Annotated in this window: 16 protein-coding genes; 8 read left to right on the top strand and 8 right to left on the bottom strand. The window is 67.3% G+C overall.

Annotated elements, in window-relative coordinates:
- Positions 1 to 25 precede the first annotated feature (25 nt).
- From BM365_RS13380 to BM365_RS13370, 3 genes are all read right to left on the bottom strand, one after another.
- Positions 26 to 703 (bottom strand): type 1 glutamine amidotransferase domain-containing protein, encoded by a 678-nt coding sequence (locus BM365_RS13380; RefSeq protein ID WP_093490036.1) that lies wholly within the window; start codon positions 701 to 703, stop codon positions 26 to 28.
- 96 nt (positions 704 to 799) lie between these two features.
- Complete coding sequence (gene gnd, locus BM365_RS13375) at positions 800 to 1,705, bottom strand: phosphogluconate dehydrogenase (NAD(+)-dependent, decarboxylating) (protein ID WP_093490035.1); 906 nt, start codon at positions 1,703 to 1,705, stop codon at positions 800 to 802.
- 94 nt (positions 1,706 to 1,799) lie between these two features.
- Complete coding sequence (locus BM365_RS13370) at positions 1,800 to 2,498, bottom strand: alpha/beta fold hydrolase (protein WP_233210814.1); 699 nt, start codon at positions 2,496 to 2,498, stop codon at positions 1,800 to 1,802.
- 115 nt (positions 2,499 to 2,613) lie between these two features.
- Between BM365_RS13370 and BM365_RS13365 the strand changes: the two genes are divergently transcribed.
- Together BM365_RS13365 and BM365_RS13360 are read left to right on the top strand one after the other, a co-directional pair.
- Positions 2,614 to 3,513, top strand: a complete 900-nt coding sequence (locus BM365_RS13365) for a TIGR01777 family oxidoreductase (RefSeq protein ID WP_093490033.1) — start codon at positions 2,614 to 2,616, stop codon at positions 3,511 to 3,513.
- 270 nt (positions 3,514 to 3,783) lie between these two features.
- A complete protein-coding gene (locus BM365_RS13360; protein WP_093490032.1) occupies positions 3,784 to 4,254 on the top strand; it encodes a GNAT family N-acetyltransferase in 471 nt (156 codons plus the stop codon).
- Between the two features lie 1,038 nt (positions 4,255 to 5,292).
- On the opposite strand, the gene BM365_RS13355 is transcribed toward BM365_RS13360, so the two are convergent.
- Positions 5,293 to 5,688 carry a low affinity iron permease family protein gene (locus tag BM365_RS13355; protein ID WP_104367913.1) on the bottom strand — a complete coding sequence of 132 codons (396 nt, stop codon included), beginning with the start codon at positions 5,686 to 5,688 and terminating at the stop codon, positions 5,293 to 5,295.
- Between the two features lie 159 nt (positions 5,689 to 5,847).
- Between BM365_RS13355 and BM365_RS13350 the strand changes: the two genes are divergently transcribed.
- The 3 genes from BM365_RS13350 to BM365_RS13340 all read left to right on the top strand — a co-directional run bounded on the left by BM365_RS13350 (position 5,848) and on the right by BM365_RS13340 (position 8,127).
- Positions 5,848 to 6,234 carry an MmcQ/YjbR family DNA-binding protein gene (locus BM365_RS13350; RefSeq protein ID WP_093490031.1) on the top strand — a complete coding sequence of 129 codons (387 nt, stop codon included), beginning with the start codon at positions 5,848 to 5,850 and terminating at the stop codon, positions 6,232 to 6,234.
- A 119-nt stretch (positions 6,235 to 6,353) separates the two neighbouring features.
- Positions 6,354 to 6,767, top strand: coding sequence for a VOC family protein (locus tag BM365_RS13345; protein WP_093490030.1), 414 nt, complete (start codon positions 6,354 to 6,356; stop codon positions 6,765 to 6,767).
- Positions 6,768 to 6,858: 91 nt separating this feature from the next.
- Entirely contained in the window at positions 6,859 to 8,127 is a 1,269-nt protein-coding gene (locus BM365_RS13340; RefSeq protein ID WP_093490790.1) for an RNA polymerase sigma factor, read from the top strand.
- 6 nt (positions 8,128 to 8,133) lie between these two features.
- Here the strand turns inward: BM365_RS13340 and BM365_RS13335 are convergent, their stop codons facing one another.
- Entirely contained in the window at positions 8,134 to 9,873 is a 1,740-nt protein-coding gene (locus tag BM365_RS13335) for a caspase family protein (protein ID WP_158253481.1), read from the bottom strand.
- Between the two features lie 238 nt (positions 9,874 to 10,111).
- Positions 10,112 to 10,630, bottom strand: coding sequence for a DUF1993 domain-containing protein (locus BM365_RS13330; protein WP_199186235.1), 519 nt, complete (start codon positions 10,628 to 10,630; stop codon positions 10,112 to 10,114).
- 138 nt (positions 10,631 to 10,768) lie between these two features.
- Here BM365_RS13330 and BM365_RS13325 point away from each other — a divergent pair, with 138 nt between their 5' ends.
- Positions 10,769 to 11,284: an adenine phosphoribosyltransferase gene (locus tag BM365_RS13325; protein WP_093490028.1), complete on the top strand. Its 516-nt coding sequence runs from the start codon at positions 10,769 to 10,771 to the stop codon at positions 11,282 to 11,284.
- Positions 11,285 to 11,305: 21 nt separating this feature from the next.
- Here the strand turns inward: BM365_RS13325 and BM365_RS13320 are convergent, their stop codons facing one another.
- Entirely contained in the window at positions 11,306 to 11,518 is a 213-nt protein-coding gene (locus BM365_RS13320) for a hypothetical protein (RefSeq protein WP_093490027.1), read from the bottom strand.
- A gap of 312 nt (positions 11,519 to 11,830) precedes the next feature.
- Positions 11,831 to 12,295, bottom strand: coding sequence for a transposase (locus BM365_RS13315; protein WP_158253480.1), 465 nt, complete (start codon positions 12,293 to 12,295; stop codon positions 11,831 to 11,833).
- Positions 12,296 to 12,667: 372 nt separating this feature from the next.
- Between BM365_RS13315 and BM365_RS13310 the strand changes: the two genes are divergently transcribed.
- Positions 12,668 to 13,246 (top strand): ECF-type sigma factor, encoded by a 579-nt coding sequence (locus BM365_RS13310; protein WP_158253479.1) that lies wholly within the window; start codon positions 12,668 to 12,670, stop codon positions 13,244 to 13,246.
- A 105-nt stretch (positions 13,247 to 13,351) separates the two neighbouring features.
- On the top strand, positions 13,352 to 13,984 hold the full coding sequence (locus BM365_RS13305; RefSeq protein WP_093490024.1) for a cysteine hydrolase family protein: 633 nt from the start codon (positions 13,352 to 13,354) through the stop codon (positions 13,982 to 13,984).
- The last annotated feature ends 132 nt before the right edge of the window (positions 13,985 to 14,116 follow it).

The following is a 14,116-nucleotide window of genomic DNA, read 5'->3' as shown; positions in this document are numbered from 1 at the left end:
GCGGCGGTAAGCGGCCGTGAACGCGTCAGCGAAGCAGGCGCAGGACGTCTTCCGCCGCCGCCTCGGACGAGGCCGGGTTCTGACCCGTCACCAGCATGCCGTCGGTGACCACGTACGACTGCCACAGCGGGCCGCGCTCGTAGCGGGCGCCGTTCTTCTTCAGCACGTCCTCCAGCGAGAACGGCACCACCTCGGTCAAGCCGACCGCGGCTTCCTCCTCGTTGGAGAAACCGGTGACACGCTTGTCCTTCACCAGCGGCTCGCCGAGCGCGCCACGCGTGTGACGGAACACGGCCGGCCCGTGGCACACCGCCGCGACCGGCTTGCCGGCGGAGAACGTCTGTTCGATCAGGCGGATGGCATCCGCATCCTCGGCCAGGTCCCACAGCGGCCCATGGCCGCCGGGGAAGAACACCGCATCGAAGCTTTCGTCCAGCACGTCCTTCAAACGATGCGTGGTGGCCAGCGCCGACAGCGCCTCGGCATCCTCGTTGAAGCGCACGGTGGCCGCGGTCTGCGCATCGGGCGCATCGCTCTTCGGGTCCAGCGGCGGCTGGCCGCCCTTCGGCGAGGCCAGCCACAGCTGCGCGCCGGCGTCCTTGAAGACGTAGTACGGCGCAGCGAACTCCTCCAGCCAGAAGCCGGTCTTGTGGCCGGTGTCGCCGAGGCGGTCGTGCGAGGTCAGCACCATCAGGATCTTCATCGAGGTCCTCCAGTCGAGGGCGCCAGCCTAGCGATGCGCGCGATAAGACCGGGTGAGCCGCGCGCCCGCTGCGTTAACCGGTCCTGACCCGCGCGACTAGCTTTGCTTCACCGCATGCCCGCCGAATTCGTTGCGCATCGCGGCCAGCAACTTGTCGGCGTAGGAATCGTCGTCACGCGAGCGCAGGCGTTCCAGCAGCGACATCGTGATGACCGGCGCGGACACGTTGAGGTCGATGGCCTCGGCCACCGTCCAGCGGCCTTCGCCCGAATCGGCGACGTACGGCGCGATGCCGGCCATCTGCGGATTCTTCTTCAGCGCATCGGCGGTGAGGTCGAGCAACCACGACCGCACCACGCTGCCGTGGCGCCAGATCTCGGCCAGCGCACCGAGGTCGAAGTCCATCGCCTCCTTGTGCTTGAGGATGGCGAAGCCCTCGGCGTAGGCCTGCATCATTCCGTACTCGATGCCGTTGTGGATCATCTTGGCGAAGTGGCCCGCACCGCCCGGACCCACGCGGCCCCAGCCGGTGTCCGGCGTCGGCGCGAGGGTGGCGAACACCGGCTGCAGGCGCGCGACCGCGTCGGCGTCGCCGCCGATCATCAGGCTGTAGCCCTCGGCCAGGCCCCACACACCGCCGCTGGTGCCGCAGTCGATGTAGTGGATGCCGGCCTCGGCCAGCTGCGCGCCGCGACGCTGGGTGTCCTTGTAGTTGGAATTGCCGCCGTCGATCACGGTGTCGCCGGCCGCCAGCAGCGGACGCAGCTGCGCGATCGTGTCGTCCACCACCTGCCCGGCCGGCACCATCAGCCACACCACGCGCGGCGCGGGCAAGGCGGACACGGCGTTCTGCAGGTTCGCGTGCGGCACGATCCCGCGCGCCTCGGCCTGCTGGCGCGCCGCCTCGCCCGGATCGTAGCCGCGCACCGTATGCCCGCCGCGCACCAGCCGTTCGGCCATGTTGGCGCCCATGCGCCCGAGCCCGATCATCGCCAGTTCCATGTGTACTCCCGTGCGTTCAACGAAAAAGAAAAGGATGCGCCATTGTCGCGGCCGCGCGTGGCGACGGCGTGGATGCGCGTGCGCGCCGGCCGCGTCATGGCGCCTGCAGCCAGTCGCGCAGCATCGCGGTGGTTTCCTGCGGCACTTCCATCGGCGGCAGGTGGCCGCAGCGCGCGAACACATGCAGGCGCGCGCCGGCGATGCCCTGGTGCAGCAGGCGGGCCTCTTCCGGCAGGGTCATGCGGTCGTCCTCGCCCACGCCGACCAGCGTGGGCACGGCGATGGTGGGCAGCAGCGGCAGCGAATCGGGGCGGTCGATGATGGCGCGCTGCTGGCGCAGGAAGGCATCGCGGCCGACCCGCTGCGCCATCGCCATCACCTCCTCGCCCACCTCGCTCTCCACCCGGCTTTCGTGCACCAACTGCGGCAGCAGCTTGCGGGTGACGCCGGCGAAGCGCCCGGATTCGGCCAGCGCCAGGCCGGCCTTGCGCACGGCGAGCCGCTTCGGCGGATCGGTGCGTGCGCTGGTATCCAGCAGCGCCAGCCGCGCCACGCGCTGCGGCGCCTGGCGCAGGATCTCGAAGGCCACATAGCCGCCCATCGACAGGCCGGCCAGCGCAAACACCGGCGGCGCCGTCGCCAGCACGCGCGCGGCCATGCCGGCGACGCTGTCGTCGAGGGTCAGGTCGGCGGGGTGGACCGGGGCGAGGTCGGCCAGCGCGGCCGCGGGATCGCGCCACAGGCGCGCGTCGCACAGCAGGCCGGGCAGCAGGACCAGGGGAAGGGAAGCCATGGGCATAGTGTAGGCGCGCCCCCGCCGGCCGGCCGTCGATCGCCGCCCACGGTCCGTTCCACATCCGCAACACGCGCCGGTGCGTAAGCTTCCTCGGTCCTTGGCGAGCCCGCGCATGCATGTCCTGATCACCGGCGGTACCGGCTTCATCGGCCAGGCGCTCTGCGCCGCGCTGCTGCAGGCCGGCCACACCCTCAGCGTACTGACGCGCGACCCCGTGCGCGCCCGCGCGCAGCTGCCCGCCGCGGTGCGCGTCCTGGCCGCGCTGGAGGACGCGCGCGACGTGGAGGCCGTGGTCAACCTGGCCGGCGAGCCGCTGATGGCCGGGCGCTGGAATGCCGCACGCAAGGCCACGTTCCGCGCATCCCGCCTGGGCACCACGCAGGCACTGGTGGCCTGGATGGCGCGGCAATCGGTGCGCCCGCGCGTGCTGGTCTCCGGTTCGGCCATCGGCTACTACGGCCCGCGCGGCGACGAAGCGCTGGACGAATCCGCCGCGCCCGGCGACGACTTCGCCGCCCAGCTGTGCCGCGACTGGGAAACCGAGGCGATGCAGGCCGAAGGCCTGGACGTGCGCACCTGCCGCGTGCGCACGGGCATCGTGCTGGGTGCCGACGGCGGCGCGCTGGCGAAGATGCTGCCGCCGTTCCGGCTGGGTGCCGGCGGACCGATGGGCGATGGGCGGCAATGGATGAGCTGGATCCACCGCGACGATCTGGTGGGGATGCTGCAGTGGTTGCTGGAACGCGACCAGGCCGGCGGCGCCTACAACGGCACCGCACCCACGCCGGTGACCAACCGCGATTTCGCCCGCTCGCTGGGCGCGGCGCTGAACCGGCCGGCGATCCTCCCGACCCCCGCCTTCGCCCTGCGCCTGGGCTTCGGCGACATGGCCCAGCTGCTGCTGACCGGCCAACGCGTGTTGCCCGCGCACGCGCTGGCGGAGGGCTTCACCTTCCGCTTCCCCACGCTGGACGAGGCACTGGGCGATCTGCTGCGCGGCCCGGTGCAGTGACCGGCATGTCCGAGAGGCTTTTTGCCTGACGCGACATCCTTAGTGAGAGCAGAACGGACCTTTTTGGTCCTCGCGACACCGTTAGTGAGAGAAGAGAGGACCTTTTTCGGCCTCGCGATACCCTTAGTGTGAGAAGAACGGACCTTTTCGGTCCTCGCGACACTCTTAGTGAGAGAAGAGAGGACCTTCTTCGGCCTCGCGACATTCTTAGTGAGAGAAGAACGGACCTTTTTGGTCCTCGCGACACCCTTAGTGTGAGAAGAACGGGTCATGCCCACCCTCCGCCCCTACTGCCCCACCGATGCCGCCGCGCTGACCGCGCTGTACGCGCGCTCGGTACGCCACTACGGGCCGCGCGCGTACACGCCCGAGCAGGTCGCAGTGTGGGCAGCCACCGCCGATGTCGCTGAAACCGCGGCGCGCTGCGGCGACGGACGCTACGTGGTGGTGGCGCAGGATGATGCGGGCCCGGTGCTCGGGTTCGCCGACCTGGAGGCCGACGGCCACCTCGACATGCTCTACACCGCGCCGGAAGCCGAAGGCCTGCACGTGGGCTCGCAGCTGTATGCCGCCATCGAGGCGCATGCCCGGCGCCGCGGCCTGCGTCGGATCTTCGTCGAAGCCAGCGAACTCGCCCGTCCCCTGTTCGAACGCCGCGGCTTCACCCTGCTCGGCCGCAACGACCTCGTGATGGACGGCGTGGACATCCACAACTACCGGATGGAGAAGCGGTGGGTGTAGGGATGGCGCCGCTGGGCCTCCGTAGGCTGGGATGAAGCGGAGCGCAATCCCCGCGTCCATGGACGATGACGCGCCATGAACCACCACACATCGCGACGCTGGGATTCCGCGTTGCTCCATCCCAGCCTACGAACTACCGGATGGAGAGGCGGTGGGTGTAGGGATGGCGTGCCCCGCTATCCCCGCTTCGCCTTCCCCTGCTGCACCTCACGCGCCTGTCGCGCCATGTCTTCGTAATGCGCGCGCAGGTCGTCGAGTTCCTTCGCTTCCAGCTCCTCCAGGTCCAGCAGCGCGTTGTCCTCATTCCACCGGGCTATTGGGGCGGCGGGGCGAGAGCCTTTTCACGCACTGCGGGTGCGACTCCATTTATGAAGTAGGCCTCACACGAGTCATCACCGCACTTCTCTGAAAGTGTGTCTATGGATGTGCCAACACGGGTCAGCCGAATACTTGTCAAGCGTCCGACCTGCCGCTGCACGCCAGACGCAAGGCCACTGTCCTGCACGTCGTGAGCAAACTTGGCGTCTACTTGGTAGTAGCCAGCTGGATCATCGAATGTCGACTCCATGAGTAGCGATGACAAGTAGTCAGAACTGGCGGCAGCGTCACGACTCACGAACAGTAGCCGCGACCCTCTGGAATCAAAGTATCCGATGAACTCGACATACATCCCGTCGTACGAACTCGGCGATGTGACCAGCGAATACATCGAAGCCTGGCAAGGATCATGTTCCGAATTGCTCGCCTGACATTGCGCCCACGCAGGCAAGCCCGCGCGGGATCCAGTTTCATTCTGCGGACCCACTCTGCAACCGGCCAGCACAGTCAGAACCATTAACATAGAACATAGACGACCAAGAAACATTTGCCTCACCCCTCCTCAATCGAGTCGGCTACCGGTGCAATTCCGATATCCCAACTCATTATTTTCCGGAATCTTCGCAGTCAAAGCTCTTGACTGACCCATCGTGAATTGTAGTTGCACGCGCCTGAAGGTTCGGGGCCGCCAATAGGTCTCCGATTGCGGTGCTATCCCCGCTATCCCCGCTTCGCCTTCCCCTGCTGCACCTCGCGCGCCTGCCGCGCCATGTCTTCGTAATGCGCGCGCAGGTCGTCGAGTTCCTTCTCTTCCAGTTCCTCCAGGTCCAGCAGTGCGTTGTTGGCGCTGCGCGAGACGCGGATCAGTTCATCCAGCTTGATCTGCATCGCCTCGGTATCGCGGTTCTGCGTGTTCTGGATCAGGAACACCATCAGGAAGGTGATGATCGTCGTGCCGGTATTGATGACCAGCTGCCAGGTATCGCTGAAACCGAACAGTGGCCCGGTGACCGCCCACACCACGATCGTCCCCAGCGCGAGCGCGAAACACGCGGGGCGGCCGGTGAACGTGGAGGCTTTCTTGGCGAGGCGGGTGAAGGCGGAGGGATTGCTCATCGGAAACTCCTGGATGTCGCATGGACGTTCTACCCGGCACTGTAGCCGCAGTGAACGAAGACAGCGCCAAGCCGATCGCGTTCGACCGAGGACAGCCCCCGCCCTCGACCCACCCCAGCTGCACACCACGCGCGCCTTCGCGGCGCTAGCATCCCCTGCATGGATGTCGCCTCCCTCAAACGCCATTGCCGTGCCCTGCCGGGCAGCGTGGAAACGCTGTACGGGGAGCCCTCGAACATCCTGGTGTACGAGGTGGGCGGGAAGCGTTTCGCCTACTTCAAGACCAGCGAGCCGGAGCGGTGGCGCTTCAGCTTCAAGGTGGCGCCGGAGCGCTTCCTGGAGCTGACCGACCAGCCCGGCATCAAGCCGGCGCGCTGGCTGGGCAAGCACCGCTGGGTGACCGTGGTGGAGGTGTCCTCGGTGCCCGGCGCCTACCTCAAGGACCTGGTGGCGTGGTCCTACCGCCATGCCCTGGCCAAGCTGACCCGGCGCCAGCGCGAGGCCATCGCCGCGGCGGCGGCCGATCCCGGCGACGCCGTCCGCTGACGGACGCGCGGACCGGATGCATCTTCATCTCCGACGTTGTCGATTCCGGCCCTGCCGGTTCGTCGGAGAACACGAGCAGGCCGTGCGGGACCTGCACCCGACCACCCAAGGAGCCCATCATGAACGTCAATCCCTACCTGATCCTCAACGGCGACTGCGAAGCCGCCTTCACCTTCTATGCGCAAGCCACCGGCGGCGAGCTGGGGCCGATGATGCGCTTCGACGGCACCGAGGGCTGCGAGGACATCCCGGCCGACTACAAGCAGAAGATCATGCACACGCACGTGATGTTCGGGCAGACCGTGCTGATGGGCTCGGACAACCATCCGGCGTATCCGTACGAAGGCGTGAAGGGCTGCTCGGTGTCGTTGTCGGTCGACAGCATCAAGGATGCCGAACGCATCTTCGGCGCGCTGTCCGACGGCGGCCAGGTGACCATGCCGCTGACGCAGACGTTCTGGGCGGTGCGCTTCGGCATGCTGGTCGACAAGTTCGGCGTGCCGTGGATGATCAACTGCGAAAAGGATGCGTGATGGCGCGGGGCGCACGTGATGGACACGGTGACGCCCCTGTTCGCTGCGTTGCGGCTTTCACCGGCCGCGGCGCCGTGGTCTGATGCGCGCCATGTCGACATCCCCCACCCATCGCGCGATCGACGCCGTCTGGCGCATCGAATCGGCGCGCGTGATCGCCGGCCTCGCCCGCATGCTGCGCGACCTGGACCTGGCCGAAGAACTGGCGCAGGACGCGCTGGTCGCCGCGCTGGAGACCTGGCCCCGTGACGGCGTGCCGGACAATCCGGGGGCGTGGCTGATGACCACCGCCAAGCGCCGCGCGATCGACCGCCTGCGCCGCCTGCAGCTGCTGGACCGCAAGCACGAGGAACTCGCGCGCGAGCTGGAAGACATCCAGGACGAGCGCCGCAGCCGCGACGAGGATGCGCTCGACCACGACATCGACGACGACCTGCTGCGGCTGGTGTTCGTTTCGTGCCATCCGGTGCTGTCGATGGAAGCGCGCGTGGCGTTGACGCTGCGCCTGCTGTGCGGCCTGACCACGGACGAGATCGCGCGCGCGTTCCTGGCGGCGGAGCCGACCGTGGCGCAGCGCATCGTGCGCGCCAAGCGCACGCTGGCGGAGGCCGACGTGGCCTTCGAGGTGCCGCGCGGCGACGCATTGCAGGAGCGGTTGGCCAGCGTGCTGGGCGTGGTCTACCTGGTATTCAACGAAGGCTATTCGGCCACCAGCGGCGACGACTGGGTACGACCCGCGTTGTGCGAGGAAGCGCTGCGGTTGGGCCGCATGCTCGCCGCACTGACGCCGGCCGAGCCGGAGGTCCACGGTCTTGTCGCGCTGATGGAAATCCAGGCCTCGCGCCTGCATGCGCGCGTGGGCAAGGACGGCGAGGCCGTGCTGCTGCTCGACCAGGACCGCAGCCGTTGGGACCAGCTGCTGATCCGGCGCGGACTGGATGCGCTGGCGCGCGCGGAGCAGCTGGGTGGCGCGTTTGGCCCGTATGCGCTGCAGGCCGCGATCGCCGCGTGCCATGCCCGCGCACGCACGGCCGATGCCACCGACTGGGTGCGCATCGCCACGCTGTACGCCGCGCTGGCGCAGGTGAACCCATCGCCGGTGGTCGAACTGAACCGCGCGGTGGCGGTGTCGATGGCGACCGGTCCGGCGAGCGCGTTGCCGCTGGTGGACCGGCTGCAGGACGATCCGGCGATGAAGCATTACCACCTGCTGCCGAGCGTGCGCGGCGACCTGCTGTTCAAGCTGGCGCGGCACGACGAGGCGCGCGCCGAATTCGAACGCGCCGCCGCGATGACGCGCAACGCGCGCGAGCAGGCCTTGCTGCTGGCGCGCGCGCGCGAATGCGCCGCGGCGGGCTGACGCCAGCTACATCCAGCGCGCCAAGCGGATCTCCGGCCCGGCGAGTGCGGCGGTCTGGTCGTATTCCAGTTCGCGCAGCTCCTCCGAGGTGTACTTCACCAGGTCGCTGACCTTCAGGCGGCGACGGTCACCGGCGCCACCGCGCAGCATCTTCCGCCAGTTCTTCACCAGCGCGTAGGTGAACGCGCCATGCTGGATGGCGCCGTGTTCGTACTCGTAGGCGAATTCGCCCTCCTGGCATGCGTACACCAGCAACGGCATGTAGGGACCCTTGTGGCCCAGCCGCTTGCGCAGCTGGCGCGCTTGCGACAGTCGCAGCGTGCGCACCGGCAGCGCGTATCCCAACCGTCCGCTCATGTCGCCCAGCGGCATCGTGCTCTGGTCGACGGCGAGTTGCTTGCGTTCGGCGACTTCCAGCTCGCGCGGCACCCACATCTCGCGCGCCGCGTTCCACTTCATCGTGCGATGGCGAATGTCGTCCGGCGGATTGAGCCCGCGCATACGCGCCGGCCCGCCCTTGGACATGCCGCCCGAGTGGCAGCAATCCAGGATGATGCTGAAGTCCACGTCGTAGGGCAGCTGCACGTAGCGTTCGAACAGCCAGTCGTCGGTGAGCGCAGTGTCCTCGGTCCAGTCGAAATCGTAGGGGACCAGGGTCTCGTCCATGCGGTCGACCCGATCGCCCAGGCCATACGTGGGCAACTGCGCGCCGTGGCCGCTGTAGTAGAGGATGCGCTGGTCGCCGGGGCGCACGCCATCGAGCAGCCAGTCCACGCGCTCGCGGATGCCGTCGGCGGTGGCGCGCTCGTCCAGCACTACGCGGATGTCGCCGGCATCGAATCCCTGTTCCTGCAGCATGGCGCTCATCAGGAACACATCGTTGACGCAGCCGGCCAGGCGCTGGTCGGGATCGGGATACTCGTTGATGCCGATCAGCAGCGCGCGCTTCGGCGGCGTGGCCACGCGCGCTGCCACCGGCCGCTGCTCGCGCAGCGCGCGAGTGATGCGCGTGGTTTCGTCGTTGAGCACGTCGAACCAGAACGTGCTGACCGCCTGCGGATGGCGCAGATACTCCTCGGCGGCGTGGTCGGCGTTGCCGGGGATGTCGAAGTGCGTGTCCACCTGGCGGAAGTTGTCGGCGGTGATGGCCACGCGCGCGGTGAACACCGAGTCGAAGCGGTTGTAGAGGTGGTACCAGAAGCGCGCCTTCTCGATCGCGCTGAGGCGGCCGGCCTGGTACTCGCCGCGCACGAACGGATTGCCGATCTGCGAACCCAGCGAGACGAAATAGCGGCCGTTGGCGGTGGCGCGGGTGTCTTCGTGGGTGAAGGTGTCGTAGCAGACCAGCGAGCCGAGGCTGTGGCCGAGCACGACGTGCGGCTTCACCGCCTCGATGCGCTGGACCAGCCGGTCGCGCGTCTGCTTGCGGAAGGCGGCGCTCTCGACCCACTTCACCACCATGCCGGCGGTATGGCGCAGGCGCGAGTCGTCACCGCGTGCGCGCCGGAACGGTGCCGTGATGCCATTGGCCAGAAGACGCGCCAGGGCTTCCAGCGTGTCGCCCAGGCTCACCCTGTGCTGGGCGAAGATGTCGTCGTAGTGGCAGTAATGGATGTCGATCGCACGCTCGGCATCGATCTGCCGGCAGGCATCGTGGATCGCGTCTTCCCAGCTCTGTTGCCAGGCGCCCTCGGGCGGATGCTGGCCCACGCCGTGCACGCAGAGGATCCGTAATGCGGTCGCCATCGCTGCTTCCCTCGCTGATGTGGTCCCGGCGTCCGCGCATGCGACGGGTGTCGCATGGCGTGGAGGCCCGGACGACAGTATCGGAGGGCCGTGTCGCATGCCGTGACACGCGCAGCACTCCGTCGCCGCCGGGAAACCGGCTCCCCAGGGAAGCCGCCGCGCGGCAGGGATCGCGCGGCTCTTCCTGTCCAACGCCGGGCAGCGGCCGGAGCGGACACGCCGCCCCGGCGAGGGAATCTCAGGCGTCGGGACCCAGGTAGTCCAGCTTGCCGAGCGTGACGCCGTTGTGGCGCAGGATCGCGTACGCCGTGGTGACGTGGAAGAACACGTTGGGCAGCACGAAGCCGAACAGGTAACCGCGGCCATCGAACATGAGTTCGCCGCGCGTGCGCGTGGTCAGCGTGATCGTACGGTCTTCACTGCCCTGTAGAGCGGCTTCATCGAAGGTGCGCAGATAATCGGACACCGCATCGAGACGGGCATACAGTTCGTCGAAAGTGGTTTCGACATCGTCGAAGCGCGGCGACTCCGTGGCCGAGAGGCGCGCCACGGCGAACTTCGCGGTGTCCGTGGCGATCTGCACCTGGCGCACCAGCGGCAGCATGTCGGGTGCCAGGCGCGATTGCAGCAGGATGGCCGGTTCGTAGCCCTTCTCGCGCGCGTGGGCTTCGCCCTTCTCCAGCACGTGTCGTAGGTTCTTCAGCGCGCGCAGGAGGACGGGGACGGACGCGCGGTGCATCGTCAGAGTGGTGCTCATGGAAAACTCCCGGGAAGTGTGGAGCGCGAGAATAGCGGCGTATGTTCACGCTGATTAGCCGCCCGTGACGGGAGAGTGCATCCCATGCCGGGCCTGCTGCGCTAGGATCACCGCCCCTGCTTCCCGAATCGCCGCACCATGGCCTGGACCGACCTGATCCGCGACATCCCCGATTTCCCGAAACCCGGCATCCTGTTCAAGGACATCACGCCGGTGCTGGCCGACGGCGACGCGTTCGCCGAGGCGATCGGCGTGATGGCCGAGCCCTGGCGCGGCGTTGCGATCGATGCGGTCGTCGGCGTGGAGGCGCGCGGCTTCATCCTCGGCGCCGCGGTTGCCCGCGAACTGGGTGTGGGTTTCGTACCCGTGCGCAAGCCAGGCAAGTTGCCGGCGCATACGCTATCGCTGGACTACGGGCTGGAGTACGGCCGCGACAGGCTGGAAATCCACGTCGATGCGCTTCCCTCCGCGGCGCGCGTCATCGTCGTGGACGACGTGCTGGCGACCGGTGGCACGTTGAAAGCGGCAGTGCAACTTGTCGAACAACAAGGGGCGGAGGTTGTAGGCACAGCGGTGCTGGTGGAGCTGGGCTTCCTCGGCGCACGCGCCGGCTGGACGCACTCCGCCCCCCTCGAAGCGTCGGTCAACTACTGACGCGCTCCATCATCCGCAGCTTCAATCGGTCACGCGGGTGACGTAAGCACCTGTGCCGATGACCTGGAAGGTGTCGTTGTCGATCCGACGCACGTGGCTTCCATCTTCCAGCACGTAGATCGGGCGGGTATCCGTCGCTGCGTGAGAGGCTTGAGCGGCTTCGTCGTTGCGGATGAGCTGGATCCGGCAGCGTCGACCGGAAGCATCCTGTGCGGTGAAGACATGCGTGCTCATGTGCAGCTCCTGGAGGATCGGGAGCGCCAGCGTAGGCCGGTCGATGTTAAGCCGAGCACATCATCACGTGAGGGTCACCAAGAAAACGAGGGGGAGGCATTGCACCTCCCCCTCATGCGCCGAGGCGCGAGGCCTGCCCTGTGTCGGGCAGAGCAGGCGATGGACCGGCGCCATGGGGACGGGGCCGGTCCACTAACTGCCGGACGGGGGATATCGCCGGCAGGTAGCTTGCGGACGAGAGTGGTGGCAGAGGCGCCGCCCACTCTCGTCCGTATTCATGAACCCGCCTTCAGCGGGCAACCGTGCTGGACGCTATGAGGCCCGCATCACCCGACTGAGGTGTTTGGTGTTATTGCGCTGCAGATAGCGCTGCACCAATGCCTGCAGGTCCTGCGAACGCTGCTCTTGCGGGTCCAGACGCGCGATCACTTCGCCCCAGTTGCCATCCTGTGCCCAACGGATGAAGCGCACGTAGATGCCATGCCACGATCCGAACTCACGCGGCAGATCGGACCAATAGGCACCCGTCTGCGCCACCCAGAGCACAGCTTCGATGAAACGACGGGTATTGCCGCCGTGGCGGGCACGCGCACCAACGCGACCTGGCAGCGCGTTCATCAACATCTGCCATTCCTGCGCGCTAAGCCGTTGCATGATCGACCACTGGCTGATCGCGCGCGGTCCTAGGCCTTGCGGCAGCGAAGGCGCAGTGCCCACGCTCGCGACTGGTGCCTGGCCCGGCACATGCGGATCACGCTCGTCCCTCGACAGGACCATCGGCGCGTCATACCGCATGACGATCACCCCGCACGACCATCCCCTGCGTCAGCATCCCCACCGACAGGACATCCAGAAAACTCACACCACAGACTTTCTTCAGACTACGCATGGCACCCTCTTGTCGACATTCCGCGCTGACCCCTCGATGTCCGCAATTGCCCGCCTCTGCCCCCACCCGTCCCTTGCTGGAGGCCCCCATTCACGAAGTGGCGGTTACGGCTTGCATGACTGGCTTTCGCCGCGTCATATATGGAGTGAGATCGTGATCACAGGCGCAGTCCGGACATGACGGGACAGCGAGACCCAGACGGCCCCCCGAAGGGGACGGCGTTGCCGCAAATCCCCCCCTTCGCGGGGCCACTCCCCGCAGTGGACGAGCAATCCGTCACCCAGTTGCTGGGTGCGGTGGAAAGCGGCCAGGCAGGGGCTTGGAACCGCATCTATTCGCTGCTCTACCGCGACCTGCACCAGATCGCCCGCTCCCAGATCCGCCAGCAGCGGCGCGGCCACATGCGCTCGCCTACCTCGCTGATCAGCGAGACTTGGCTGAAGCTAGCCAGTGCCGACTTCAGCGTGGAAAACCGGGCCCATCTGGTCGCGTTGATCGCCAGGGCGATGCGCTTCGTCCTGCTGGACGAGGTACGTCGAGCGCTGGCCGAGAAGCGCGGCGAAGGCATGGACTTGCTGCCATTGGACGAGACCACCGAGCCCGCGCAGGGTTCGCGTCTGGAGCAATTGCTGATACTGGACGAGGCCCTGAACGACCTGGCCAAGCTGGACCCGCGGCTGGCCCAGGTGGTGGAAATGCGCTACTTCGGCGGCCTCAGCGAGCAGGAGATCGCCGGCGTTCTGAAAGTCACCGAACGCACCGTACGGCGCGACTGGCGCAAGGCACGCGCTTTCCTGTTCAGCCACCTGGGAGATGCCGGCGCGGACCTGCCACCCTGACGACGGACGGCGGCGGATGACCGCACGTCCGTGCAAGGCGGGACGCTCAGACGGCGCGATGCTCCCGGCGCGGGTGATGATCCGCGCCGCCAAAAGGACGCCGTCATGTCCATGCAGGGATACCCCGCCGGGCGCACCGCGCTGCTCTTCATCGATCCGTACAACGATTTCCTCTCGGAAGGAGGCAAGCTCTGGCCGCTCGTCGCGGAGGTCGCCCGAAGCGTCGACCTGCATGCACACCTGCGTGCCGTCGTGGCCTGCGTACGTCAGGCAGGGTTGCCCGTGTTCTTCGTCCCACACCATCGTTTTGAGCCAGACGACTTCAAGGGCTGGGACCATCCCACGCCCTACCAGCTAGGCGCGGCGCGCGTACAGCCGTTCGCGAAGGACAGCTGGGGCGCCGAATGGCATCCGGACTTCGTCCCCCAGCCCGGCGACATGATGGTCAAGGAGCACTGGGGCAGCAGCGGCTTCGCCAACACCGATCTGGACTATCTCTTGAAGCAGCACCGCATCACCCACGTCATCCTGGTGGGATTGATCGCCAACACCTGCATTGAAACAACTGGTCGGTTTGCTTCGGAACTCGGCTACCACGTCACCCTCGTCCGTGACGCCACCGCTGCGGCCAGCACGGCCGCGATGCACGCGGCACATGAGATCAATGCACCGACCTATGCCCACGCCATCCTCACTACCGATGGCCTGATCGATGCGTTGACCTCCCGCACGCGTTGAGTGCTTACCGCCTGAAGGTCCTGTGCGCGCCATGCTGGGCAGTACGTCGCACTCCTCGTCACATTTGCGGTAGGCATTCGCCAGGGGATCTCGCTCTACGCCCCGTCCGTGCGTGAAATTGCGACGACGTTG

Origin of the sequence: Pseudoxanthomonas sp. YR558 (genome assembly GCF_900116385.1) — a bacterium.
Classification (GTDB): domain Bacteria; phylum Pseudomonadota; class Gammaproteobacteria; order Xanthomonadales; family Xanthomonadaceae; genus Pseudoxanthomonas_A.
Note: the sequence above shows the minus strand (reverse complement) of the source record. Positions and strands in the feature narration are given on the sequence as shown.